At 69.4% G+C, this 24,806-nt stretch carries 20 protein-coding genes and 1 tRNA gene; 19 read left to right on the top strand and 2 right to left on the bottom strand.

All coding sequences use genetic code 11. From position 1 onward, the window contains the following. Positions 1-197 precede the first annotated feature (197 nt). The 6 genes from nirB (at position 198) to ITJ61_RS06245 (ending at position 7,324) form a co-directional block, all read left to right on the top strand. Positions 198-2,783, top strand: a complete 2,586-nt coding sequence (nirB, locus tag ITJ61_RS06270) for a nitrite reductase large subunit NirB (protein WP_194685793.1) — start codon at positions 198-200, stop codon at positions 2,781-2,783. Further along, on the top strand, positions 2,780-3,169 hold the full coding sequence (nirD, locus tag ITJ61_RS06265) for a nitrite reductase small subunit NirD (RefSeq protein ID WP_194685792.1): 390 nt from the start codon (positions 2,780-2,782) through the stop codon (positions 3,167-3,169). The genes nirB and nirD overlap by 4 nt, the downstream gene beginning before the upstream one ends. Continuing rightward, positions 3,166-4,401 carry a uroporphyrinogen-III C-methyltransferase gene (cobA, locus tag ITJ61_RS06260; protein WP_194685791.1) on the top strand — a complete coding sequence of 412 codons (1,236 nt, stop codon included), beginning with the start codon at positions 3,166-3,168 and terminating at the stop codon, positions 4,399-4,401. Before nirD ends, cobA begins: the two co-directional genes overlap by 4 nt. Continuing rightward, complete coding sequence (locus ITJ61_RS06255) at positions 4,398-5,579, top strand: uroporphyrinogen-III synthase (protein ID WP_194685790.1); 1,182 nt, start codon at positions 4,398-4,400, stop codon at positions 5,577-5,579. Before cobA ends, ITJ61_RS06255 begins: the two co-directional genes overlap by 4 nt. A 27-nt stretch (positions 5,580-5,606) precedes the next feature. After that, positions 5,607-6,320 carry a sirohydrochlorin chelatase gene (locus ITJ61_RS06250; protein ID WP_104301074.1) on the top strand — a complete coding sequence of 238 codons (714 nt, stop codon included), beginning with the start codon at positions 5,607-5,609 and terminating at the stop codon, positions 6,318-6,320. Between the two features lie 149 nt (positions 6,321-6,469). Next, a complete protein-coding gene (locus tag ITJ61_RS06245; protein ID WP_104241662.1) occupies positions 6,470-7,324 on the top strand; it encodes a formate/nitrite transporter family protein in 855 nt (284 codons plus the stop codon). A gap of 263 nt (positions 7,325-7,587) precedes the next feature. Here ITJ61_RS06245 and gndA read toward each other — a convergent pair whose 3' ends face one another. Continuing rightward, positions 7,588-9,060 carry an NADP-dependent phosphogluconate dehydrogenase gene (gene gndA, locus ITJ61_RS06240; RefSeq protein ID WP_104306987.1) on the bottom strand — a complete coding sequence of 491 codons (1,473 nt, stop codon included), beginning with the start codon at positions 9,058-9,060 and terminating at the stop codon, positions 7,588-7,590. A gap of 212 nt (positions 9,061-9,272) precedes the next feature. On the opposite strand from gndA, the gene ITJ61_RS06235 reads away from it, so the two are divergent. From ITJ61_RS06235 to ITJ61_RS06210, 6 genes are all read left to right on the top strand, one after another. Continuing rightward, a complete protein-coding gene (locus ITJ61_RS06235; RefSeq protein ID WP_104241660.1) occupies positions 9,273-10,106 on the top strand; it encodes a hypothetical protein in 834 nt (277 codons plus the stop codon). A gap of 175 nt (positions 10,107-10,281) precedes the next feature. Next, positions 10,282-10,881: a 50S ribosomal protein L25/general stress protein Ctc gene (locus tag ITJ61_RS06230; protein WP_104241659.1), complete on the top strand. Its 600-nt coding sequence runs from the start codon at positions 10,282-10,284 to the stop codon at positions 10,879-10,881. A 96-nt stretch (positions 10,882-10,977) separates the two neighbouring features. Further along, positions 10,978-11,571 carry an aminoacyl-tRNA hydrolase gene (gene pth / locus ITJ61_RS06225; RefSeq protein WP_104306986.1) on the top strand — a complete coding sequence of 198 codons (594 nt, stop codon included), beginning with the start codon at positions 10,978-10,980 and terminating at the stop codon, positions 11,569-11,571. Next, positions 11,568-12,005, top strand: a complete 438-nt coding sequence (dtd, locus tag ITJ61_RS06220; protein ID WP_194685789.1) for a D-aminoacyl-tRNA deacylase — start codon at positions 11,568-11,570, stop codon at positions 12,003-12,005. The genes pth and dtd overlap by 4 nt, the downstream gene beginning before the upstream one ends. Before the next feature lie 72 nt (positions 12,006-12,077). Then, on the top strand, positions 12,078-15,692 hold the full coding sequence (mfd, locus tag ITJ61_RS06215; RefSeq protein WP_416366849.1) for a transcription-repair coupling factor: 3,615 nt from the start codon (positions 12,078-12,080) through the stop codon (positions 15,690-15,692). 2 nt (positions 15,693-15,694) lie between these two features. After that, entirely contained in the window at positions 15,695-16,519 is an 825-nt protein-coding gene (locus tag ITJ61_RS06210) for a MazG nucleotide pyrophosphohydrolase domain-containing protein (RefSeq protein WP_194685788.1), read from the top strand. A gap of 111 nt (positions 16,520-16,630) precedes the next feature. Here the strand turns inward: ITJ61_RS06210 and ITJ61_RS06205 are convergent, their stop codons facing one another. Next, complete coding sequence (locus tag ITJ61_RS06205) at positions 16,631-17,881, bottom strand: winged helix-turn-helix domain-containing protein (protein ID WP_194685787.1); 1,251 nt, start codon at positions 17,879-17,881, stop codon at positions 16,631-16,633. 25 nt (positions 17,882-17,906) lie between these two features. Here ITJ61_RS06205 and hisS point away from each other — a divergent pair, with 25 nt between their 5' ends. The 7 genes from hisS to ITJ61_RS06170 all read left to right on the top strand — a co-directional run bounded on the left by hisS (position 17,907) and on the right by ITJ61_RS06170 (position 24,780). Further along, the gene (hisS, locus tag ITJ61_RS06200; protein ID WP_194685786.1) at positions 17,907-19,223 is read left to right on the top strand and encodes a histidine--tRNA ligase; all 1,317 of its coding nucleotides are present in this window, start codon (positions 17,907-17,909) and stop codon (positions 19,221-19,223) included. A 189-nt stretch (positions 19,224-19,412) separates the two neighbouring features. Then, the gene (eno, locus tag ITJ61_RS06195; protein WP_194685785.1) at positions 19,413-20,693 is read left to right on the top strand and encodes a phosphopyruvate hydratase; all 1,281 of its coding nucleotides are present in this window, start codon (positions 19,413-19,415) and stop codon (positions 20,691-20,693) included. A 119-nt stretch (positions 20,694-20,812) separates the two neighbouring features. Beyond that, positions 20,813-21,523: an FtsB family cell division protein gene (locus ITJ61_RS06190; RefSeq protein WP_194685784.1), complete on the top strand. Its 711-nt coding sequence runs from the start codon at positions 20,813-20,815 to the stop codon at positions 21,521-21,523. Positions 21,524-21,593: 70 nt separating this feature from the next. Continuing rightward, the gene (locus ITJ61_RS06185; RefSeq protein WP_228496610.1) at positions 21,594-22,124 is read left to right on the top strand and encodes a DUF501 domain-containing protein; all 531 of its coding nucleotides are present in this window, start codon (positions 21,594-21,596) and stop codon (positions 22,122-22,124) included. A 51-nt stretch (positions 22,125-22,175) separates the two neighbouring features. Beyond that, positions 22,176-23,702 (top strand): NAD(P)/FAD-dependent oxidoreductase, encoded by a 1,527-nt coding sequence (locus ITJ61_RS06180; RefSeq protein ID WP_104241651.1) that lies wholly within the window; start codon positions 22,176-22,178, stop codon positions 23,700-23,702. Positions 23,703-23,754: 52 nt separating this feature from the next. Beyond that, positions 23,755-23,832, top strand: a tRNA-Leu gene (locus tag ITJ61_RS06175). Positions 23,833-23,964: 132 nt separating this feature from the next. Beyond that, entirely contained in the window at positions 23,965-24,780 is an 816-nt protein-coding gene (locus tag ITJ61_RS06170) for a shikimate 5-dehydrogenase (protein WP_104241650.1), read from the top strand. The last annotated feature ends 26 nt before the right edge of the window (positions 24,781-24,806 follow it).

The raw sequence follows: 24,806 nt of genomic DNA, 5'->3' as shown, positions 1-24,806 counted from the left end.
TTGCCTCGGGGAAACAGCAGCACGCACCTCGTGAAACATGCGGTTTCTACGCTCTGACATGTCAGCGACCACCCGTCGCCGTTCATCAACGGAGGAGCCACGATGCGCGCACCCACTCGAGCACACCGAGACGAGCTGTGATGACCCCGAAACAATCGCCGCACGGTGACGAAACATCGCAGACCTACGCTCACGACATGCCAGCCCCCGCGCCCCGCTCTCGCCACGTCGTGGTGATCGGCGCTGGCATGGTCGCGCACCGATTCATCGAGTCGCTGCGATCGCAGGACTCCGATGGGGTCTGGGCGATCACCGTCATCGGCGACGAGCCGTGGCGACCCTACGACCGGGTGCAGCTCACGAGCACCTTCTCGGGCGTCGCCCCAGCCGCCCTCGAGCTGGGCAGGCCGCTCATGTGGTCGCACCCCAACGTGACGCTCCGCACCTCCGAGACCGTGACGAGCATCCACCCGGAGACCCGCACCCTCGTCACCTCCCTCGGCGCGACCGAGGACTACGACGAGCTCGTCATCGCCACCGGGTCCGCCGCCGCGAAGCCCCCGATCGCGGGAGTGGATGCGCCAGGCGTGCACGTGTACCGCACGGTCCACGACGTGGTCGCGCTGAAGGCGGAGGTTGCGGAGTTGTCACAGCGACTCGGCCGCACCGTCCGCGGCGCGGTCGTCGGCGGGGGACTCCTCGGCCTCGAGGCCGCAGGCGCCATGGTCGCCCTCGGCGCCGAGTGCACCGTCGTCCAATCGTCCGGCCACCTCATGTCCGCCCAGCTCGACGCGGGTGGCGGCGAAGCCCTCCGTCTCCTCATCGAGCACCTCGGCGTGGATGTGCGCACCGGTTCACGAGCCAGCGCCGTCGTCCTCGACGCCGAGGGCCGCGCGGCGGGACTCGACTTCCCGAACGGCGAACCCGAGCTCGCCGACCTCGTCGTCTTCGCCGTCGGCATCCGGCCCCGTGACGAGCTCGCGCGTGACGCCGGGCTCGCGCTCGGCGTTCGCGGTGGCATCGAGGTCGACGACGCCTGCCGAGCATCCGTCGCCAACATCTTCGCGATCGGCGAAGTCGCCTCCATCGACGGCGAGTGCTTCGGGCTCGTCGCCCCCGGATACTCCATGGCCGAGGTCGTCGCGAACCGCCTCACCGGGGGAGCGGCGACCTTCCCCGGAGTCGATCTCTCGACGAAGCTCAAGCTGACGGGTGTCGACGTGGCGAGCTTCGGCGACGCCTTCGCCGAGTCGCCCGGCGCGCTCGAGGTCACCTACGCCGACCCGGTCGGCGGCGTCTACAAGAAGCTCGTCATGTCCGACGACGGGAAGGTGCTGCTCGGCGGCATGCTCGTCGGCGACGCCTCCGCCTACACCTCCCTGCGCCCGATGGTCGGGCGCGAGCTCGGCACCGACCCGGCCGCGTACCTGCTGCCGGCCGACGGCATGCCGGAGGTCGGCGGCGACCTGCCGGACGACGCCACCGTCTGCTCCTGCAACAACGTCTCGGTCGGCGCGGTGCGCGGCGCCGTCACCGACCACGCCTGCACCGACCTCGCGGGCGTCAAGGCCTGCACCAACGCGGGCACCGCGTGCGGCTCCTGCGTGCCGCTCGTGAAGAAGATCTTCTCCACGGAGCTCGCGAAGACCGGCGTCGAGGTGAGCAACGCGCTCTGCGAGCACTTCGCGATGTCCCGCGCCGGGCTCTTCGATGCCGTCCGCGTCACTGGCCTCCACACCTTCACGGGCATCCTCGAGCGGCACGGCAACGGGGGCCGAGGGTGCGACATCTGCCGCCCGGTCGTCGCCTCGATCCTCGCGTCCCTCGGCAACGGGCACATCCTCAAGGGCGAGCAGGCAGCCCTGCAGGACACCAACGACCACGTCATGGCGAACATGCAGAAGGACGGCACCTACTCGGTCGTCCCACGCATCCCCGGCGGCGAGGTCACCCCGGACGGGCTCATCGCGATCGGCGCCGTCGCCAAGGAGTACGGCCTCTACACGAAGATCACCGGCGGCCAGCGCATCGACCTCTTCGGCGCACGAATCGAGCAGCTGCCCGAGATCTGGAAGAAGCTCATCGACGCCGGGTTCGAGTCAGGGCAGGCGTACGGCAAGGCGCTGCGCAACGTGAAGTCGTGCGTCGGCTCCACCTGGTGCCGGTACGGCGTGCAGGACTCGGTGGCCATGGCCATCTTCCTCGAACTGCGCTTCCGCGGCCTCCGCTCGCCGCACAAGCTGAAGTTCGGCGTCTCGGGATGCGCGCGCGAATGCGCCGAGGCGCGCGCGAAGGACGTGGGTGTCATCGCCACGGAGAAGGGCTGGAACCTGTACGTCGGCGGCAACGGCGGCTTCACGCCACGCCACGCGGAGCTGCTCGTCGAGGACCTCGACGACGAGCAGCTCATCACCGCCATCGACCGCTTCATCGGCTACTACATCCGCACCGCCGACCGGATGCAGCGCACGGCCCGCTGGATCGAGGACCTCGACGGCGGCATCGACACCCTCCGCGCCGTCGTCCTCGAGGACAGCCTCGGCATCGCGGCGGACCTCGACGCCATGGTCGCGAACCACGTCGACAACTACAAGGACGAATGGCAGGAGGCGCTCAACGACCCCGAGGTCATGGAGCGGTTCGTCTCCTTCGTCAACGCCCCCACCACGCCGGACCCCTCGCTCGGCTACGTGCCAGAGCGAGGGCAGCTCCGCCCAGCAAACGACACCGACCGCAGCGCCGGCACGGTCATCGCAGGAACGACCTTGGAGGTCCGACGATGAGCATCGCCATCGACACGCAGACGGTCGACGCCGCGGCCGCGCAGACGCAGTGGGTCGCCGTCTGCCCACTGAGCGCCCTCCACCCGGAACGTGGGGTCGCCGCCATCCTCGACGGAACGCAGATCGCGCTCTTCCGCCTCGGCGACGAGTCGGTGTTCGCCCTGCAGCAATCCGACCCGTACTCGGGCTCGCAGGTCATGAGCCGTGGCCTCGTCGGCACTCGCGGCGGACGGCTCACCGTCGCCTCGCCCATGTTCAAGCAGGTCTTCGACCTCGCCACGGGCGAATGCCTCGACAGCGTCGGCAAAGAGGAGCGCACCCTCCTCACCTACCCCGTGCGCATCGAGCACGGCACCGTGCTCGTCGACCTCGGAGGCACACGATGAGCACGCTCATGGCACTCGACTTCACCGGCCGCGACGTCGTCATCGTCGGCGCGGGTGCCGTCTCCGCGAGACGCGCCCAGAAGTTCGTCACGGCCGGCGCATCCGTCACGATCGTCGCCCCCGAACTCGGCGGCACGATCGGCGGGCTCGTCGCCGACGGACTCGTCACCTGGCTCGCCGAGCCCGTCCGCGCAGACCACCTCGACGGTGCCTGGTTCGTCCACACCGCCACCGGCGACCAGACCACAGACCTGCTCGTCGCCGAATGGGCCAACGAGCGACGCGTCTGGTGCGTGAACGCGAGCGACGCATCCGCCGGCAGCGCCAAGACTCCCGCCACCTCCGACGCCGGGGCCGTCGAGATCGGCGTCGTCTCGAAGCAGGGCGCCGACCCGCGCCGCAGCCGCCTCATCTGCGACCAGCTCGCCGAGAACCTGCGCGCCGGGGACATCGACCTGCGCCGCCACCGTGCAGGCACAGGGCGGGTCGTGCTCGTCGGCGGGGGACCCGGCGACGCCGACCTCTTGACGCTCCGCGGCCGCCGTGCCCTCGCGGAGGCCGACGTCGTCGTCACCGACCGCCTCGGGCCGCGCTCGGTGCTCGCCGAGCTGCCCGCCGACGTCGAGATCATCGACGTGGGCAAGCAGCCCAAGCACCACCCCGTGCCGCAGGACGAGATCAACCGCATCCTCGTCGAGAAGGCCGAGCAGGGGCTCGTCGTCGTGCGCCTCAAAGGCGGGGACCCCTTCGTCTACGGGCGGGGTGGCGAGGAGGTGCTCGCCTGCAACGAAGCGGGCATCGACGTCGAGGTCGTCCCCGGCATCAGCAGCGCCATCTCCGTCCCGGCCGCCGCGGGCATCCCGGTCACGCACCGCGGCGTCGCCAACTCATTCCAGGTCGTGACCGGCCACCAGCGACTCGGAGCCGAACTCCTCAGATCGGTGAAGGGCGACACATGCACCCTCGTGGTGCTCATGGGAGTCTCCGCCCTCGGCCGCATCTGCGACGAGCTCGTCGACGCCGGAGTCCGAGACGACATGCCCGTCGCCATCGTCGAGAACGGACACACGCCCCGCCAGCGCGTCACGCGCGGCAGCCTCCGCACGATCGACGCCACAGCGCGCAGCGTCGGCGTCGCCAACCCCGCCATCATCGTCATCGGCGAAGTCGCCCAGTTCGGCCTCCTGCAGGCCGCTCGTTCGCTCCAGGAACAGGACGCACTGTCAGCATGAGCCTCCCACCAGCGAGCGGTGCACGCACCCGCCCTCCCCAGGAACAGCACCTGGCAGGCGTCGTCGTCGTCGTGACGAGCGACCGCCGCTCCGGTGAGCTCGCGACCGCCCTTGAACGACGCGGGGCGATCATCCGCCACTCGCCCTCGCTCACCATGACCGCCGTCGAAGACGACGCCGACCTGCTCGACGCGACGAAGCGCGTCATCGCGAATCCTCCGGACATCGTCGTCGCCACCACCGGCGTCGGCTTCCGAGGGTGGATCGACGCAGCGGATGCGCACGGGCTCGCGGAGGACCTCGTCGCAGTGCTCTCAAACGCGCGCATCGTCGCGAGGGGGCCGAAGGCACGCGGGGCGATCCAAGCGGCCGGGCTCAACGCCGACTGGGTGGCCGAGTCGGAGACCTCCGCCGAGCTCGCCCAGTTCCTGCTCGCAGAAGGCGTCGAGGGCGCGCGCATCGCCCTGCAGCACCACGGCTCGGGAGCCGACGGACTCGACGAGGAGTTCTTCGCCGCGGGGGCCGACGTCGAGAGCCTCATCGTGTACCGGTGGGGGCCACCCGCCGACCCGGCGCTGCTCTCGCGGTGGGCCTTCAAAGCGGCGGACGGCGAGGTCGACGCGATCGTGTTCACGTCGGCGCCGGGCGTCTCCGCCTGGCTCGAGTCGTTCTCCAGCGACGCGGACGCGGACGACGCCGAGAAGAGCGGCGGCGCGCTCGACCGGATCCGTCAGCGCTGCCGCGATGGGTCGCTCGTGACCGTCGCCGTCGGCCCCATCACTGCCGCCCCGCTCCGCTCGGTCGGCATCGAACCCGTCGTCCCGAAGCGCGGACGGCTCGGCGCGCTCATCCGCGAGCTCATCGAGCACTACGCGCAGCGCGCTGCCGAAGGCATCGAGACCGAAGCGGGACGCCTCTTCCTCCGCTCCAGCTGCGCCGTCATCGGCGACGACGTCATCGAGCTCTCGCCGGGTGCCCTGCGCGTCCTGCGCCTCCTCGCCGGCAACCCGGGCGGTGTCGTCACGAGGGAGCAGATCCTCGCCAGGCTGCCGGGCAGCCCGACGACCACCCATGCGGCCGACGTCGCTGTCGCCCGCCTCCGCGAATCCTTCGGCGACCGAGCGATCGTGCAGACCGTCGTGAAGCGCGGCTACCGACTGCGCATCCGCACGAGCTGATCCCAGGCCAAGAGAGTGAGCACGGAGATGAACGAGCAGCCCCCGCGTCCCACGATCCTCGTGGGTGCATCCCACGGGACGGACAACACCGACGGGCAGGCCGTCATCCGTGAGCTGCTGCGGCGCGCCCAGCAGCTGCGGCCCGACGTGCAGGTCGTCGAAGCGTTCGTCGACGTCCAGCAGCCGAGCCTCGTCGAGGTGCTCGCGGGGCTGCCGGAGGACGCCGAGGTCGTAGTCGTGCCCGTGCTGCTCACGGTCGGATTCCACACGCAGGTCGACATCGCCGAAGCCGTCGCCGCACGCCCCGGCACCTCCGTGGCCGCCCCGCTCGGGCCCGACGCGCGCCTCTCGCAGCTGCTCTGGGAGCGTCTCCTCGAAGCTGGCGGCAGTGCCGAAGACGGAGTCGTCATTGCCGTCGCGGGCTCCACGGCCGCCGCCGCCGTGCCCCGCTTCCACGAGCTGCGCGAGCAGTTCAACGGCATCGGCGGTGCGGATGCGCTCCTCGGCTACGGCGCGGCCCTCGACCCGCGCGTGCCCGCCGCCGTCGATATCGCCAGGCGCCAGCGACCCGGCGCGAGCGTCAGCATCGCCAGCTACCTCCTCACCCCTGGCTTTTTCCACGACCGGGTGTCGGAGGCGGGAGCCGACATCGTGGCGGCGCCCCTCGGCGTGGACGACCGCATCGCGGAGATCATCCTCGAGCGGTTCGACGCCGTCGTCACCACGGCGGCGCTCGTCTGACGGCGCTTCTCACAGCGCGCGGACGGAGGCGAGAGGGAATGGAAACCAGAACGCACCGCACGAGCCACGGGGCCGAAACTGCACGCGAATAGCGTGTGGACACCGGGCCGAACACGGCCACAGAGCACCGCCAGAGCGAAAGGGAACCTGTGTCCTACGTCAAGCCGAACGACCTCGTCACCACCATGATCGATGCCGGCGAGAGCAAGATCTTCCTCTCGACCCGCGACACCATCATCCGCTCCACGATGGGCGGCGCCTTCCTCACCATCGCCGCGGCCTTCGCCGTCACCGTCAGCGTGACGACCGGCGTCCCGCTCCTCGGCGCCCTGCTCTTCCCCGTCGGCTTCATCATGCTGTACCTGCTGGGCTACGACCTCCTCACGGGAGTCTTCGTGCTCGGCCCGCTCGCCTGGCTCGACAAGCGGCCCGGTGTCACCCTCCGGGGCGTGCTCCGCAACTGGGGCCTCGTGTTCGTCGGCAACTTCATCGGCGCCTTCACGATCGCCGTGCTCATGGCCATCGTCGTCACGAACGGCTTCGCGACACCCCCGAACGCGGTGGGCGAGGCCATCGGCCACATCGGCGAAGGCCGAACCGTCGGCTACGCCGAGCACGGTGCCTCCGGGATGCTCACGCTGTTCGTCCGTGCGGTGCTCTGCAACGCCATGGTCGCGACCGGAGTTGCACTCGCCATGATCTCCAAGAGCGTCTCCGGCAAGGTCATCGCCATGTGGATGCCCATCATGCTGTTCTTCTTCATGGGCTTCGAGCATTCCATCGTGAACATGTTCCTGTTCCCGTCTGGCCTGCTCCTCGGCGCCGACTTCACGCTCCTGGACTACCTCATCTGGAACGAGATCCCCACGGTCGTCGGCAACCTCGTCGGCGGACTGCTCTTCGTCGGCCTGCCGCTGTACTTCACCTACGGACGAACCGGTACGCCTCGAGCGGTGGCCGCCAAGCTCGCTGCGACCGAGGCGAAGGCCCCCGCCGCGGTCTGAGCTGCCCGCTCACCCGGCTGACCCGCTCACCCGGCTGACCCGCCCACCCGGGTGGGAGAGTCAGCCAGATGCATCCTCCCTTGTTCGGGAGCCTGCTTCTGGCTGACTCTTCTCGGGTTTCTGCGCTGTTCTCAGCCCACCGCCACCGCCACCGCCCAGCGGGGGAGCTCCGCGCCTCTCCGCGCACGCGAGAGGCCCCGGCCCTCAGGCGGTTGCCTGAAGACCGGGGCCTCGCGCGTTGCTTCCGCGGCTCGCCGAGCTCGCTACGCGTTGTGCTCGGAGCGGTCGCCGGACCAGTCGGTGTGGAAGACGCCGTCGCGGTCGACGCGCTTGTAGGTGTGGGCGCCGAAGAAGTCGCGCTGCCCCTGGATGAGGGCGGCGGGGAGGCGCTCGGCGCGCAGTCCGTCGTAGTAGGACAGCGACGAGGAGAACGCGGGGGCGGGGATACCGGCCTGCGCTGCCTGGACGACGACGCGGCGCCATGCTGCCTGCGCGGTGTCGACGGCCTCGCGGAAGAACGGTGCGGTGACGAGGGCGACGAGCTCGGGGTTCTCGGCGTAGGCCTCGGTGATGCGGTTCAGGAAGCGGGCGCGGATGATGCAGCCTGCACGCCAGATCGCGGCGATGTCGCCCTTCTTGATGTCCCAGCCGTACTGCTCGGCGCCGGCGATGATGGCGTCGAAGCCCTGCGAGTAGGCGATGATCTTCGACGCGTAGAGCGCGAGGCGCACGTCCTCGACGAAGCCGTCGGCGTCTTCGACCTGGAAGCCGTCGGGGCCGGGGAGGGTGCGGGATGCGGCGCGCTGCTCGAGCTTGGAGGACACGGAGCGGGCGAACACGGCTTCGGCGATGCCGGAGACGGGCACGCCGAGGTCGAGCGCGGTCTGCACCGTCCAGGCGCCGGTGCCCTTGGCCCCGGCGGCGTCGAGGATGACGTCCACGAGCGGGAGCTGCGTGTCGGCGTCGACCTGGCGGAGCACCTCTGCGGTGATCTCGATGAGGTACGACTCGAGCTCGCCCTTGTTCCACTCGGCGAAGATCTCGGCGATCTCGGCGGGAGACTTTCCGGTGCCGCGGCGGATGAGGTCGTAGGCCTCTGCGATGAGCTGCATGTCGGCGTACTCGATGCCGTTGTGGATCATCTTCACGAAGTGGCCGGCGCCGTCGGTGCCGACGTGGGTGACGCAGGGCTCGCCCTCGGCGACCGCGGCGATGGTGCGCAGGATCGGGCCGAGGGTCTCGTACGACTCGACGGTGCCGCCCGGCATGAGGGAGGGGCCGTTGAGGGCGCCCTCTTCGCCGCCGGAGATGCCGCAGCCCACGAAGTGGATGCCCGTGGAGCGCACGGCTGCCTCGCGGCGGCGGGTGTCGGTGAAGAGGGCGTTGCCGCCATCCACGATGATGTCGCCAGGCTCGAACGCCTCGACGAGCTGGTTGATGACCGCGTCGGTGCCGGCGCCCGCCTGCACCATGATGATCGCCGTGCGGGGCTTCTGGAGGGAAGCCGCGAAGTCGGCGACCGACTCGGAGGGCACGAACCCGGCCTCGGGGTGCTCCGCGACGAGCGTGCGGGTGCGCTCGGGCGAGCGGTTGTACACGGCGACGGTGTTGCCCTCGCGGCTCGCGAGGTTGCGTGCGAGGTTGGAGCCCATGACGGCCATGCCGACGACGCCGATGTTCGCGCTTGGGGACGAGCCGGTTTCCGAGGAGATCGAGGGGGCAGCGTCAGTGGTCATAGATGCGTCTCTTTCAAAGTGGATGCGAGCTCCCGTCAGGGCGATGCACGGGACACTCCACGGTATTGCACGACGGGCAGTCGTACCCTGACTTGTGGCACGAGCGAGGCAACCATTTCAGAACATGACGAAACGGCGCCGGATTCGGCACACAGCCAGGACGATAGCTGGCTGCATGCGTGACCGCGAGCACCAAGACAGGAGATACTCCAGTGGCTGACCATGACGCCCGCACGAGAGCCTATGATTTCGGGCGCCCAGACGATGACGGCGACGCCATCACCGATGAGCAGCCCACGACGGCGATGCCGCGGACTCGCGCGACGCCGTCCACCTCTCGGGCGTCGTCATCCAGCCTGTACGAGGGAAGCGACGAGTCGACCCGCGTCATCCCGCAGCAGGCTCCGCCGCCGGCTCCCGCGTCCGCGCCCGCGGCACCTGGTCGTCCGGCAGCAGCGGCTCGGTCGCCGCGAGCCGGTCAGCAGTCCGGTCTCGCGGATGCGCGTGGCAGCGAGGCGCGAAGCGGCCGCGCCCGCGAGTCGGCGAGCCCGAACGTGTGGGCGCGCATCGGCTCGGTCTTCCTCGCCGTCCCGCTCTACGTGATCTGCGTGGTCGCGTTCAGCGCCATCCCCGTGCTGATCATCGTCTCGGGCGTCTCGTCATCGGCGGGCAGCTTCCTCGGCGACGGCGTGGGTGTCTCGCCAGTGTGGACGATGCTCGTCACGATGCTCGCGGCCGTCGGCTTCTTCCTCATGGCCCTCACGATGCGCCTGTCCGGCACGGGCTCGGTCGTCTCCGGGGCACTTTCGGTGCTCGCGGGGCTCGGCTGCTTCCTGCTGCACGCGCAGATCACGGCCGCGCTCGTCGCGGCTCCCCTCTGGCAGGAGGAGCTCTCGACGTTCCAGCTGTTCGCGGGTCCGGCATCCGGCATGGCGGTCTCGCTGCTCGCCGCCGAGCTCGTCGTCTTCGGGTTCGCGATGCTGGGCGCAGGAGCTGCTGTCAGCAGCGCCAGGCGCCACGGCTGGCGCAAGGCGGTTGGCTTTTAGCAGCTCGCTCCGGCGGTTTCGAGGAACGGCCCCACGCGGCGCCCGTCATGGCGTAAAGTGGGGGGCTGAACTTCGGCGAGGGGCCGTAAGGCCCGTGATCGACGCGGTGATGTGTCCTTGAATGGGCCTCCACACGCTTCCTCAGTCTGTCGAGAACCACCATCAAGGAGACAACATGGCAGAGACCAACAAGCTCAGTGTCGAACTGCGCGAATCGTTCGGCAAGGGTGCAGCGCGCAAGATCCGCGCCGCCGGCAAGATCCCCGCGGTCCTCTACGGCCACGGCACCGAGCCCCGCCACCTGACCCTCCCGGGTCACGAGACGATGCTGCTCATCCGCAAGGCGAACGCGCTCATCGAGCTCGACATCGAGGGTGACACGCAGCTCGCGCTCGTCCGCGACGTCCAGCGCGACCCGGTGCGCCAGATCATCGAGCACCTCGACCTCGCGGTCATCCGCAAGGGCGAGCGCGTCGAGGTCGACGTGCCGCTGCACCTCATCGGCGAGCCCTTCCCGGGCACGATCGCCGTCCAGGACGCGACGACGATCCTCGTCGCTGCAGACGCAACGGCTATCCCGAGCTTCATCGAGGTCTCGGTCGAGGGCCTCGAGGATGGCACGCTCATCCACCGCGAAGACCTCAAGCTCCCCGAGGGCACCGTTCTCGTCGACCTCGCTGAGGACGCCGAAGAGGTCGCTCTCGTCTCGATCCAGACGCCTCGTGGCGAGGACGAGGACGAGGACGCCGAGGAAGAAGCAGCCGCGGCCGAGTAGTTCCTCGTCTGGCGTCGTTGACTCGACGTATCGTCGGAAGGCGGGTGGCTTCGGCTGCCCGCCTTTCGCGTCCCATCTCATGAAAGGCTTTGCAGCATGGCAGCAGACACCTGGCTCGTCGTCGGACTCGGCAATCCCGGCGAGAAGTACGCGAAGAACCGTCACAACGTCGGGCAGTTCGTCGTGGATGAGCTCGCGAAGCGCATCGGGGCCAGCTTCTCGCGGCACACCAAGGCGAACGCTCGTGTGGCGGAGGGGCGCACGGCTCCCGGCGGCCCGAAGCTCGTGCTGGCGAAGTCGAACGGCTACATGAACACCTCGGGTGGCCCCGTCTCGCAGCTCGTCGACTACTACGGGGTCGATGTCGACCACGTCGTCGTCGTGCACGACGAGCTCGATCTGCCCTTCGACACGTTGAAGCTCAAGGTCGGCGGCGGCCACGGCGGTCACAACGGCCTGCGCGATATCAGCGCGGCGCTGGGCGATCCCGGGTACCTGCGTGTGCGCGTCGGCATCGGGCGCCCGCCCGGACGTCAGGACGCCGCGGACTTCGTGCTGAAGGACTTCGCGGGCAGCGAGCGGGACGTGCTCCCCGTCCTCGTCGGCGACGCGGCAGACGCGGTCGAGCTCATCGCGCTCGAGGGCATGCAAGCCGCGCAGCTTCGAGTGCACACGGCAGCTGGCGCGTGAAGCTCGTCGTCCAGCGCGTCACCGAGGCGAGCGTCACGGTCGGCGATCGCACGGTCGGCCGCATCGACGAGGCCGGGCTCCTCGTCCTCGTCGGCGTGACCCACGCGGATACCGCGGTGGATGCGGCCAAGCTCGCCCGCAAGCTGCTCGGGCTGCGCATCCTGAACGACGAGAAGTCCGTCGTCGATACGGGCTCGCCGCTGCTCGTCGTCAGCCAGTTCACGCTGTACGGGGATGCGCGCAAGGGGCGGCGCCCGTCCTGGTCGCTCGCGAGCGGTCGCGAGCATTCCGAGCCGCTGGTCGAGGCCTTCGTCTCGGACCTCCGCGCCGGTGGAGTGCGCGTGGAGACAGGTGAGTTCGGCGCCATGATGAAGGTCGCGAGCGTCAACGACGGACCGTTCACCGTGCTGCTCGAATCGGCAGAACTCGCGTAGCTCGCTCTCAGCGCAGAAGAGAGCCTGGGGACTGTAGGAACTATCTTCCCCTCGGCGCGTACAATTCCCCGAGTGACTCTGCACGGCTTCGTACGCTCCATCCAGTCCACCCCTTCCTTCGAGCGCGCCATGGGGCGCGCCGGTCGCGACACCGACTTCTCGCTCGTCGATGGGGCAAGGGCCCCGCTCATCGCGAACCTCCTCGCCGCACGCCAGACCGAGCTCGGCGCCGCCCCGATGCTGTTCGTGCTCACCGCGACGAGCCGTGAGACCGAGCAGTTCGGTGCCGACCTGCAGACGTTCGTGCCGGATGCGCACATCGCGGAGTTCCCGGCGTGGGAGACGCTCCCGCATGAGCGGCTGAGCCCCTCCGTCGAGACCACCGGCCGCCGACTTCGCGCCATGCGCGAGCTCACCGACTGGAAGGCGGGGGAGCGCACCGCGCCGTTCGTGCTGCTCGCCTCCGTGCGCGCCGCCCTCCAGCCACTCCTGCCCGGCCTCGACGCGGCCACGACCATCCGCCTCGAGCGCGGCTCTCGTGGCAACGACCTCTCGAGCCTCGCCCTGCAGCTCGTCGACCTCGCCTACTCGCGGGTCGACATGGTCACGCGACGAGGCGAGTTCGCCGTCCGCGGCGGGATCCTCGACGTGTTCCCACCGGATGCGTCGCACGCCCTCCGCATCGACTTCTTCGGCGATGAGGTCGACGAGATCCGCGTGTTCTCGGTCGCGGATCAGCGCTCGCTCGAGTCCGAGGTCACCGAGGCGCTCATCACCCCGGCGCGCGAGCTGCTGCTCACCGAGAGCGTGCGCCAGCGCGCACGCGAGATGCAGCACGAGTTCCCGAACCTGCAGCAGATGCTTGCGAAGATCGCCGAGGGCATCCCCTCCGAGGGCATGGAATCGCTCGCCCCTGCGCTCGTGAGCGAGCTCGTCCCGATCACGAGCTACCTGCCGGAGGACGCCGCCATGGCGGTGCTCTCACCCGAACGAGTCGCAACGCGCGCCGTGCACCTCTCCGAGACGAACCACGAGTTCCTCGAGGCCGCCTGGAGTGCCGCGACCGCCGGTGCGGATGCCCCCATCGATCTCAGCTCCGGCGACTTCCTCAGCGTCTCCGGCCTCCGCGACGCTCGCGGTGCCCGGCCGTGGTGGTCGCTCTCGCCGTTCCAGTCGCTGGAGATCCCGGAGGAGCAGCTCGACGCGAGCGAGATCCTCGCCGTGAAGATCGAGGGCGACGCGGTGCCCAGCTTCGCCGGCAACGCCGACGGCGCGATCGAGCACGTCTCGGCGCTCCTCAAGGAGGGCTGGCGCGTCGTCGTCACGAGCCAGGGGCCCGGCCTCGTGGAGCGTGCCAGCCAGCTGCTCTCCGAGCATGGCGATGCTGCGAGGCTCGTCGACGAGCTGCCCGACGAGCTCGAGACGGGCGTCGCCTACCTCACCCAGTCACCCGTCTCCACGGGCGTCCAGGTGCCAGGCCAGAAGCTCGCGCTCGTCACCGAGACCGACTTCTTCGGACGCGCCGTCGGATACGACTCGCGCCAGCCGAAGAAGCTCGCCAGACGACGCGCCAACTCGGTCGTCGACCCGCTGCAGCTCAAAGCCGGTGACTTCGTCGTGCACGAGACGCACGGCATCGGCAAGTTCATCGAGCTGCGCCAGCGAGAGGTCCAGGCGGGCGGCAGGAACGCCCCCAAGACCGTGCGCGAGTACCTCCTCATCGAGTACGCGCCGTCCAAACGCGGCCAGCCGGGTGACAAGCTGTTCATCCCGACCGAGCAGCTCGACCAGCTCACGAAGTACGTCGGCGGCGAGGCGCCCGCCCTCTCGAAGATGGGCGGCTCCGACTGGTCGGCCGCGAAGGGCAAGGCCCGCAAGGCCGTGCGCGACATCGCCGTGGAGCTCGTGAAGCTCTACAGCACCCGCATGGCCTCGAAGGGGTACGCGTTCGGGCCCGACACACCCTGGCAGCATGAGCTCGAGGAGGCGTTCCCGTTCGTGGAGACGCCCGACCAGCTGCAGACCGTCGACGAGATCAAGCGCGACATGGAGCGACCCATCCCCATGGACCGCCTCGTCTCGGGCGACGTGGGCTTCGGCAAGACCGAGGTCGCCGTGCGTGCCGCGTTCAAGGCGGTGCAGGACGGCAAGCAGGTCGTCATCCTCGTGCCGACGACGCTGCTCGTCCGCCAGCACCACGAGACCTTCTCGGAGCGGATGGCGGGTTTCCCCGTCACCATCAAGCCCCTCAGTCGGTTCCAGTCGAAGAAGGAGTCGGAGGAGACGATCCGCGGCCTCGCCGACGGCTCCGTCGACATCGTCATCGGAACGCATCGCCTACTCACCGACACCATCGCGTACAAGGACGTCGGCCTCATCGTCATCGACGAGGAGCAGCGGTTCGGCGTCGAGCACAAGGACGCGCTCAAGAAGCTCAAGGCCAACGTCGACATCCTCGCGATGAGCGCGACGCCCATCCCTCGGACGCTCGAGATGGCGGTGACGGGGATCCGCGAGATGTCGACCCTCGCGACCCCACCGGAAGACCGGCACCCGATCCTCACGTTCGTGGGCGCCAAGTCCGAGCGCCAGGTCGCCGCCGCGATCCGCCGCGAGCTGCTGCGCGAGGGGCAGGTGTTCTACGTGCACAACCGCACCGCATCCATCAACCGGGTGGCGGCGGAGATCGCCGAGCTGGTGCCGGAAGCGCGGGTCGCGGTCGCGCACGGCAAGCTCAGCGAAGCGCGGCTCGAGCAGATCATCGTCGACTTCTGGGAACGCAAGTTCGACGTGCTCGTCTCGACCACGATCGTCGAGACCGGCCTCGACATCGCCAACGCGAACACGCTCATCATCGACGACGCCGAGCGCTACGGGCTCAGCCAGCTGCACCAGCTGCGCGGACGTGTGGGTCGTGGACGCGAGCGCGCCTACGCCTACCTGCTGTACGACGGAACGCGCCCGCTCACGGAGACCGCGACCGACCGCCTCGAGACGATCGCGGCCAACAACGAGCTCGGCTCCGGCATGCAGGTGGCCCTCAAGGACCTCGAGATCCGCGGCGCGGGAAACCTGCTCGGCGGCGAGCAGTCCGGCCACATCGCCGGCGTCGGCTTCGATCTGTACCTGCGCATGATCGGCGAGGCCGTCAACACCTTCCGCGGCGAGGTCGCCGAGGGGCAGACGGAGCTGCGGCTCGAGATCCCCGTGGATGCCCGCGTGCCCGAGGACTACGTCGCGAGTGAGCGACTGCGCCTCGAGGCCTACCAGAAGCTGTCGAGTGCCTCCAGCCCCAACGCGAAGCCGGGCCAGATCGGGCTCGTCCTCGAGGAGCTGCGGGACCGCTACGGCGAGCCGCCCATCGAGGTGCAGCGCCTCATCGAGGTCTCGAAGCTGCGCCGCCTCGCCGTCAAGGCTGGCCTCGGCGAGCTCGTCGTGTTCGGCAAGACGCTGCGCATCGGACCCGCCGAGCTGAGCGACTCCAAGCAGATGCGCCTTCGCCGCATGTACCCGGGCTCGAAGATCGTCGAGGCCACGAGCTCGCTCGCGATCCCCATCCTCGAGGGGCGCGACGGCAACCCGCCGAGCGACGAGGAGATGCTCATCTGGGTGCGCAACATCCTCAAGGCCATCTTCGAGGTGGAGGACGAGGTCGTCGAGGTCCCCAGTGACACGGAGGCCAAGTAGCCGTGGGGGAGGCGAGCGATCGTCCCGAGCTGCTCCGGCTGCTCAGCGTCGTGGAGGCGTTCCGCGGAGACGCCGGATGCGCCTGGTACGAGGAGCAGACCCACGCAACGCTCGTGAAGTACCTCACGGAGGAGTCCGCGGAGCTCGTCGAGGCGCTCGAGAGCGACGACCCCACCGACATCCGCGAGGAGCTCGGCGACGTGCTCTTCCAGGTGCTCTTCCACTCGGACATCGCCGCCCAGCGGGCGCAGGGCGCCTTCACGCTCGAGGACGTCGCTCGTGAGCAGGCCGACAAGCTCGTGCGCCGGAACCCGCACGTCTTCGGGCCGACGCCCACCCGCGACATCGACGAGATCATCCGCCTCTGGCAGGAGGCCAAGGCCATCGAGAAGCGCGACCGCACGAGCGTGCTCGACGGCGTGCCCCGCGGGATGTCGGCGCTTGCGCTCGCGCAGAAGCTGCTCGGCAAGGAGCGCCAGCTCGGTGCGGCCGATGTCTCGCCCGCCGCCTCGCCCAGCGATTCGGGATGGGTTGAGCGCTTCGGGATGGAAAGCAAGCCATCCGGAAGCGTGGAAGCCATCCCGAAACCCGGGGTGGGAGAGGAGGGCGCAGCCGCCGGGGGCGCGGCTGACGAGGAACTGGCGCTGGGGCGAACGCTGCTGGCGCTCGTGCGCGACGCGGATGCACGGGGGCTCGATGCCGAGCGTGCGATGCGGCTCGCCAACCGCGAACTCGAGGCGCGCATCCGCTCGGCCGAAGCCGAAGCCGAAGCCGAAGCCGAAGCCGAAGCCGAAGCCGGAGCCGGAGCCGAAACGCGAGACGCCTGAACTGCGTGATCGCTGCCCGTTGAATACCCCTCTGGGGCAAGGCTTGGAGGGCGAATCGCCGGGCAGCGTTCGACCAGGCCGGCGGGCGGGAAGGCCGGCCGCGGCGTTGCGTCAGCTCGTCGACGTGAGCGCGCCGCCCAGGTCGCGGGCGAGATTGCCGCGGTCGGCCACGACGACGTCGTCGAGGTGCTGCCAGGCGGCGGCATCGCGCAGCAGCACGGCGGTGCGTTCGGCGATGTCGGCGGGCGCATCCGCCTCGCTCCATGCCGATTGCACGCGCAGGATGCGCGACTGCCGGTCGTTCTTCAGGTCGACGCGGCCGACCACCGCGTCGCCGAGCAGGATCGGCAGGGAGTAGTAGCCGTAGACGCGCTTCTCGGCGGGCGTATAGATCTCGATGCGGTAGTGGAAGTCGTGCATCCGCTCGGCTCTCGGTCGGAACCAGACGACGGGGTCGAAGGGCGAGAGGAGCGCTGCCGCGTCCATCGCGCGTGGCCGCCTCGCGTCGCGATGCAGCCACGCCGTTCCCGACTGACCGTCCTTGCCCCACTCGGCGACTCGCACGGGCAGCACCTCGCCGGAGTCGGCGAGCTCTTCGAGCGCCGTCTTCGTGAGCGCCATCGGCACGCGGAAGTAGTCGGCCAGGTCGGCCGTGGTGCCGATGCCGTGGGCGGCGGCGGCCATGCCGGTGAGCGCACGGACCGCGTCGCGCGTGCTCACCTCGGCGCCGAGCACCTCGGGCGGCAGCACCTGCTCCGGTAGCGCGTAGCGCCGCTCGAAGCCCTTCCGGGGTGCTGATGCGAGCTCGCCCCAGCGGAAGAGGTACTCGAGCACGATCTTGACGTCCGACCACTCCCACCAGGAGCCGCGCCGCTTGTTGGCCTCGTGCTCGAACTCGCTGGCGGCGAGCGGGCCTCGCTCGAGGAGTTCGGCACGCAGCCACGCGATCGTCGCCGCGTGGCCCTCGAGGAACTCTGCGTTCTTGCGGCGGTCTCGTTCCTCTTTGTCGCGCATCCGCCACCCGAAGAGCGGCAGTGACGAGACGGGGAGCAGCGCCGCCTCGTGGGCCCAGTACTCCGTGAGGCGCGGTTGGCGACCGGACGCGAGACGGTCGAGCGCCGCCTTGTCGTAGCCGCCCAGTCGAGAGAAGACGGGCATGTAGTGGCTGCGCTCCCACACGTTCACGGAGTCGATCTGCAGCAGGTGGATGCGCGAGAGCAGCGAGCCCAGCTGCCGCGTTCCGGCTTCGGTCGCGGCCTTCCGCCCGCCGAACCCCTGGGCCGCGAGCGCGATGCGTCTGGCCTGAGCCGGACCGATGAGGGGGAGCTGGTCGGTCACGCGGCGCCCCCGAATCCGTCGCATGCGATCATCCTGCGAGAATAGTGCAATGGCTTCTCAGATCACTCCGCCTCGTGGCATGCGCGATTTCCTTCCGGCAGACAAGCGCAGGCGCGAGCGCATCCTCGGGACGATCCGCGAGGTGTACACGAGGCACGGCTTCGATGAGATCGAGACGCCGGTCGTCGAGGACGCCGCGCGACTGCACTCGGGGCTCGGCGGCGATAACGAGAAGCTGTCCTTCGCCGTCATGAAGCGTGCGCTCGACGGCGAGGCCCTTGCTGCTGCCGCCGAGGCCGGCGACCCCCTCGCGCTGAGCGATCTGGGCCTGCGCTTCGACCTGACGGTGCCGCTCGCGCGGTTCGTCGCCACGCACCGCGGAACCCTGCCTGGGGTGTTCCGCAGCCTGCAGATGGCGCCGGTCTGGCGCGCCGAGCGCCCGCAGAAGGGTCGCTACCGGCAGTTCGTGCAGTGCGACATCGACATCATCGGCGAGCCGGGCGCGCTCGCCGAGGTCGAGCTGCTGGTGGCGTCGTCGGCCGCGCTTGTCGAGCTCGGCCTCGACAACTGCACGATCCGCGTCAACGACCGGCGCCTGCTCACCGCTCTGCTCGTGCACTGCGGATTCGCGGAATCCGAGCACGGCGCCGCACTCATCACGATCGACAAGCTCGACAAGATCGGGCCAGAGGGAGTGGCGGCTGAGCTCGCGACGCTCAACGCGACGGCCGCGCTGCAGCTCGCGGCGGCGCTCGCCACGTGGGCGCCCCTGCTCGAGACCGGCATCCGTCTTGATCGCGCGACCGTGCTCACGAGCCTGCCCGGTGCGCTCCGGGAGGACCCGGCCGTCGTCGAGGTCGTCGAGGGCATGGTCGAGATCGCGGATGCGGCCTTCGCGGCGGGCGCCTCCATCCGGCTCGTGTTCGACCCGAGCCTCGTGCGTGGCATGGGCTACTACACGGGCACGATCTTCGAGGCGGCGCACCCGGAGTCGGGCTCCTCGGTCGGGGGTGGCGGACGCTACGACGGCATGATCGGCCGTTTCCTCGGTCAGGATGTGCCGGCGTGCGGGTTCTCGATCGGCTTCGAGCGCATCGTCGACCTCGCGCAGCTGCCCGACTCGGGCGAGGAGCGTGCCGTGGCGCTGCTCTTCGACAAGCGAGCGTCGGTCGCTGACATCGCGAAGGTCAAGGGCGCGGTCGTGCGCTCCGGAGCGTCGCGGGTGCGCGTCGCCAAGAAGCCCAAGAACGTGCGCGGCCTTCTTGCCTCGCTCGCCGAGCAGGGGTTCACGCACGTGGCCCACGTGCGCGACGAGCACGTCGCCGCGCCCGAGACGCTCAGCTTCGAGGCGCTCCAGGGCTCGTAGCCTGGCACCTCCGAACGAGGGGGAGCGCTTCTCGGCACGATCCCCGCGAGGCGGAGGTCGCAAGCCCACGTCGCCCACCTCGTGACGTCAGCGCGTCCGCGCCCTCCTCACGTTCCGCCGACCCCGATACACTGACGAAGGACCGCGTCTCTGGCGGTCCGTACGCTACTGATTCGCAAGGAGCATCCTGTGGCCCTTATTGACGTCGTCCACGCCCGCGAGATCCTCGATTCCCGAGGCAACCCAACCGTCGAGGTCGAGGTTCTGCTCGATGACGGATCGACCGGCCGCGCGGCTGTGCCGTCCGGCGCATCCACCGGCGCCTTCGAAGCCTTCGAGCTGCGCGACGGCGACGCCGACCGCTACCTCGGCAAGGGCGTCCAGAAGGCCGTCGAGGCGGTCATCGACGAGATCGACCCCGCCATCGAGTTCTTCGACGCCAGCGACCAGCGTCTCGTCGACGAGGAGCTCAAGGAGCTCGACGGCACCCCCAACAAGAAGCGCCTCGGCGCGAACGCCATCCTCGGCGTGAGCCTCGCAGTCGCGAAGGCAGCAGCCGACTCGGCTGGCCTCCCGCTCTTCCGCTACGTCGGCGGCCCCAACGCTCACGTGCTCCCCGTGCCGATGATGAACATCATCAACGGTGGCGCGCACGCTGACAACGGCATCGACGTGCAGGAGTTCATGATTCTCCCCATCGGTGCAGAGACCTTCAGCGAGGCGCTTCGCTGGGGCACCGAGGTGTACCACCAGCTCAAGAAGACCCTGCACTCCAAGGGCTACGCCACGGGTCTCGGCGACGAGGGCGGCTTCGCCCCCGACCTGCCCAACACGCGTGCGGCACTCGACCTCATCGTCGAGGCCATCGGCGCGACGAAGTACGAGCTCGGCACCGACATCGTGCTCGGCATGGACGTCGCCTCGAGCGAATTCTTCAAGGACGGCAGGTACCACTTCGAGGGTGCTGAGGTCTCGGCTGAGGAGATGACGTCCTTCTACGAGAAGCTCGTCGCCGACTACCCGATCGTCACGATCGAGGACCCGCTGGACGAGGACGACTGGTCCGGCTACCAGGCCCTCACTGCCGCCATCGGCGCCAAGGTGCAGATCGTCGGCGACGACCTGTTCGTCACCAACCCGGAGCGCCTCCAGCGCGGCATCACGGAGGGCGCAGCGAACTCGCTCCTCGTGAAGGTCAACCAGATCGGCACGCTCACCGAGACGCTCGACGCTGTCTCGCTCGCGCAGCGCGCCGGCTACACGGCAATCCTGTCGCACCGTTCGGGCGAGACCGAGGATGCGACGATCGCGCACCTCGCGGTCGCCACGAACTCCGGCCAGATCAAGACGGGTGCGCCTGCCCGCACCGACCGCGTCGCGAAGTACAACGAGCTCCTCCGCATCGAGGAAGAGCTCGGCGACGCAGCCGTCTACGCAGGCCGCAGCGCCTTCCCCCGCCACAAGGCATAGGGATTCGGGTCGGTCGACGCGGCTCACCGCCGCGCTGATCAGCGCGACACACGAACGGGTCGGGGCAAGTCCCCGGCCCGTTCGGCATGATGGGAAGCCGACACGGGAGGGGGATGCGCATGGCGAAGTCGACGGGAAAGTCGAGCTCGGGCCGGAGCGGGGGAGCCGAGTCGAAGGCCACGCCGCGCGCTCCGTCGAGGCCGAACGCGAACGCGAAGTCGAGCGGGAGCGCCACTCCGAAGGGCGGCACCCCAGCCAAGGCTGCGGCGAAGGGCTCGTCGAAGTCCACCCCGTCGAAGTCCACGCCCTCGAAGGCCTCGCCCTCGAAGTCGAGGTCCCGCTCCAAGCCGTCGTCGTCGTCGCCGCGCAAGCAGTCGTCCAGCGGGTCGTCGAGCGGGCCGTCGAAACAACGGCGTCGCATCCCGACCGTACGCCCGAACGGCGCGACCGTGCTCGTGGCACTCGTCGTGATCCTCGGCATCGCGGTGCTGGCACCCACCGCGCAGCGCTACATCGCGCAGCGGCAGTACGTCGCGCAGCTGCAGGCCGAGCTGACCGAGACGCAGCAGAGCGTGGATGAGATCGCCACGGAACGCGACAGGTGGAGCGACCCCGCCTACATCCAGTCGCAGGCCCGCGGACGCCTCTTGTTCGTCATGCCCGGCGACACGAGCTACCTCGTGCTCGACCCGCCCGCCACCAACAAGCAGCAGCAGAGCAACATCAGCACCGAGCTCCACGAGACGCAGGCCAGCTGGCTCGACAGCTTCGTCGAGTCGATGGTGACCGCCGGCACCGCGCCGGCACCCGCGCCCACCCCGGGCGACTAGCGCCACGAAGCACATCGAACCCCGCGGATCGTCACTCCAGCGCATCCGCCCGCAGAACCGAAAGCGACCAATGCTCGAGTACTCAGTAGCCAGCGAACGCGACCTCGAGGTCATGGGGGAGCAGCTCGGCCGCCCCATGCGGGGTGTCGTCGGGATCGGCGCCCGGTGCGTCTGCGGCAACCCGACGGTCGTCGTCACGCGCCCACGGCTGCCCGACGGCACGCCGTTCCCCACGCTCTACTACCTGTCTCATCCCGCCGCGACCATCGCGATGTCGCAGATCGAGGCGGAGCAGATCATGCCGGAGATGCAGCAGCGGTTGAGCGACGACGAGGAGTTCCGTGCCGCCTACCTGGCCGCGCACGAGCGCTACCTCGCCGAACGCGAATCGCTCGAGGTCGTCGAGGAGATCGCCGGTGTCACCGCTGGCGGCATGCCCACGCGCGTGAAGTGCCTCCACGCCCTGGCCGCCCATTCTCTGGTCGCGGGGCCCGGCGTGAACCCCGTCGGAGACTGGGCGCTCGAGCTGTCCACCTGGTCTCCGAAGCGCTGCGTGTGCGCGAACCCGGGCGATGCACTCGCCCGTGACGCGCAGGAGTAGACTTGACAAGGTTTTCCTCGCCCAACCATCGCATGCAGGGAGTACAAGTACGTGACTAAGATTCTCATCGTTGGCGGAGGCTACGCCGGCTTCTACACGGCGTGGCAGCTCGAGAAGCAGCTGAACCCGGGCGAAGCCCAGGTCACAGTCGTCGATCCGCTGCCGTACATGACGTACCAGCCATTCCTCCCAGAGGTCATCAGCGGCAACATCGAGCCGCGTCACGCAGTCGTCTCGCTGCGTCGCCACCTCAAGCGCTCGCGCGTCATCACGGCTGAGGTCACGAACATCGACCACGCCACGAAGACGGCGACCATCACGCCCCAGATCGGCGAGCCGTACACGGTCAACTACGACATCATCGTGGTCACCGCCGGCGCCGTCTCGCGCACCTTCCCGATCCCCGGCATCGCCGACAACGCCATTGGCGTGAAGACGGTCGAAGAGGCCACGTGGATCCGCGACACGATGATCGACAACTTCAACAAGGCGTCGACCATGGCCCCGGGCCCGGAGCGCACGCGCCTCCTCACGTTCGTCGTCGTCGGCGGTGGCTTCGCCGGCATCGAGTCGTTCGCCGAGATGCGCTCGCTCGCGACCGCGCTGCTGGAGGACTACCCGTCGCTGCAGTTCGACGACGTGCACTTCCACCTCATCGAGGCTGCCGGGCGCATCATGCCCGAGGTGTCGGAAGACACCGCACTGTGGGTCATCAAGAACCTCGCGGAGCGCGGCGCGACCGTGCACCTCAACACGCAGGTTACCTCTGCGGTCGACGGCGTCGTCGAGACCTCGGCTGGCGACAAGTTCCCCACCGATGTCATCGTCTGGACCGCCGGCGTCATGGCAGCTCCGATCATCAAGAGCAACAGCGACCTCCCGGTCGACGAGCGCGGACGCCTCCGGGCACGCGCCGACCTCCGTGTCGAGGGCGACAACGGCATCGTCCAGGACGCCTGGGCAGCCGGCGACGTCTCGGCGGTCCCCGACCTCTCCGGTGGTGGAGTCGGCGGCTTCTGCGTGCCGAACGCCCAGCACGCGGTCCGTCAGGGCAAGCTCATGGCCTCCAACCTCGTGGCGACGCTCCGCGGCGGAACGCCGAAGGACTACTACCACGAGAACATGGGCGCGGTTGCCGGTCTCGGCATCGGCGTCGGCGCATTCCAGTCGGGCACCTTCGCCCTGACCGGTGTGCTCGCCTGGCTCGCCCACCGCGGATACCACGACCTGGCGATCCCGACCGTCGAGCGCAAGATCCGCGTGCTCACCGGCTGGATCAACAACTTCGTGCTCGGCCGCGACTTCGTCTCGCTCAGCGCCCGCGAGACGCCTCGCGCCGGTTTCGAGCGGTTCGCTTCGCGTCCCCGCCCGGCAGCCCCCGAGGCCAAGGCGGATGCGCCGAAGAAGCTCCCCGCCTCGAGCGAGCACGGCGGCGACAAGGCTGCCGCCTCGACCGAGAAGCCTGCGGCGGACACCAGCGGCAAGACGGTGACCGAGAAGGTCGCCGCTGAAGCGGGATCGGCTGCTCCGAAGCCCGCCGCGCGCGCGGCCAAGGCGCCTGCTGGCGACAGCAAGTAGCTGACCTCGTCGGGGCCGTCACATCTTCGGATGCGGCGGCCCCGACGTGTACGCCCCACTAGCCCAATTGGCAGAGGCAGAAGACTTAAAATCTTTCCAGGTCAGGGTTCGAGTCCCTGGTGGGGCACCAAGAGACGACTCCGGCTCGCGTCGAGCTTCGCTCGCAACCGCCGCGTCCCTCACCTCGACGTCCTGCCCGTCTGGTCGCTGTGGTGTGGCAGCTGCTGGGGCGCACTCGGCGCCGACCCGCGATACTGGCCGTATGCCGATTCTCAACAAGGACATGACCCTCTGCATCTCGCTCGCCGCGCGGCCGTCGAACCTGGGGACGCGGTTCCACAACTACCTCTACGAGGAGCTCGGTCTCAACTTCATCTACAAGGCCTTCACGACGGATGACATCGAGGGCGCGATCCGCGGTGTCACCGCGCTCGGCATCCGCGGATGCTCCGTCTCGATGCCCTTCAAGGAAGCCGTGATCGCGCTCGTCGACGAGCTCGACCCTTCCGCCCTGGCTATCGAGTCGGTCAACACGATCGTGAATGACGGCGGCAGGCTCATCGCGTCGAACACCGACTACGAGGCCATCGCCGAGCTCATCGCCGAGCACGACATCAGCTCGACGCTGCCGGTGGTCGTGCGCGGTGCCGGTGGCATGGCGAAGGCCGTCGTCGCGGCGTTCCGGGACGCCGGCTTCGGCGATCTGACCGTCGTCGCGCGCAATGAGATCGCCGGCACCGCCCTCGCAGAGAAGTACGGGTACCGGTGGCAGAGCGCCGACCCCGAGCCAGGTGCCTTCGTGCTGGTCAATGTCACGCCCCTCGGCATGACCGGGGCAGACGAGGCCGTGCTGTCGTTCAGCGAGGAGCAGGTGGCCGCCGCAGCACTCGTGTTCGACGTCGTCGCCTTCCCGGCGGAGACCCCACTCATCAGGCTCGCACGAGCGCAGGGTGTTCCCGTGGTCACCGGTGCCGCTGTCGCCGCCCTGCAGGCGGCCCGGCAGTTCGAGAAGTACACGGGGGAGCGCATCACCGCCGAGCAGGTCGAGCGGGCGGCCGCCTTCTCTCGAGAGCTCTAGGCCGCTCGACGGGACCGGGGCGCCGC

The sequence above is a fragment of the Pseudoclavibacter sp. VKM Ac-2888 genome, assembly GCF_015351285.1.
In the GTDB taxonomy this organism is placed as follows: Bacteria; Actinomycetota; Actinomycetes; order Actinomycetales; family Microbacteriaceae; genus Pseudoclavibacter.
Note: the sequence above shows the minus strand (reverse complement) of the source record. Positions and strands in the feature narration are given on the sequence as shown.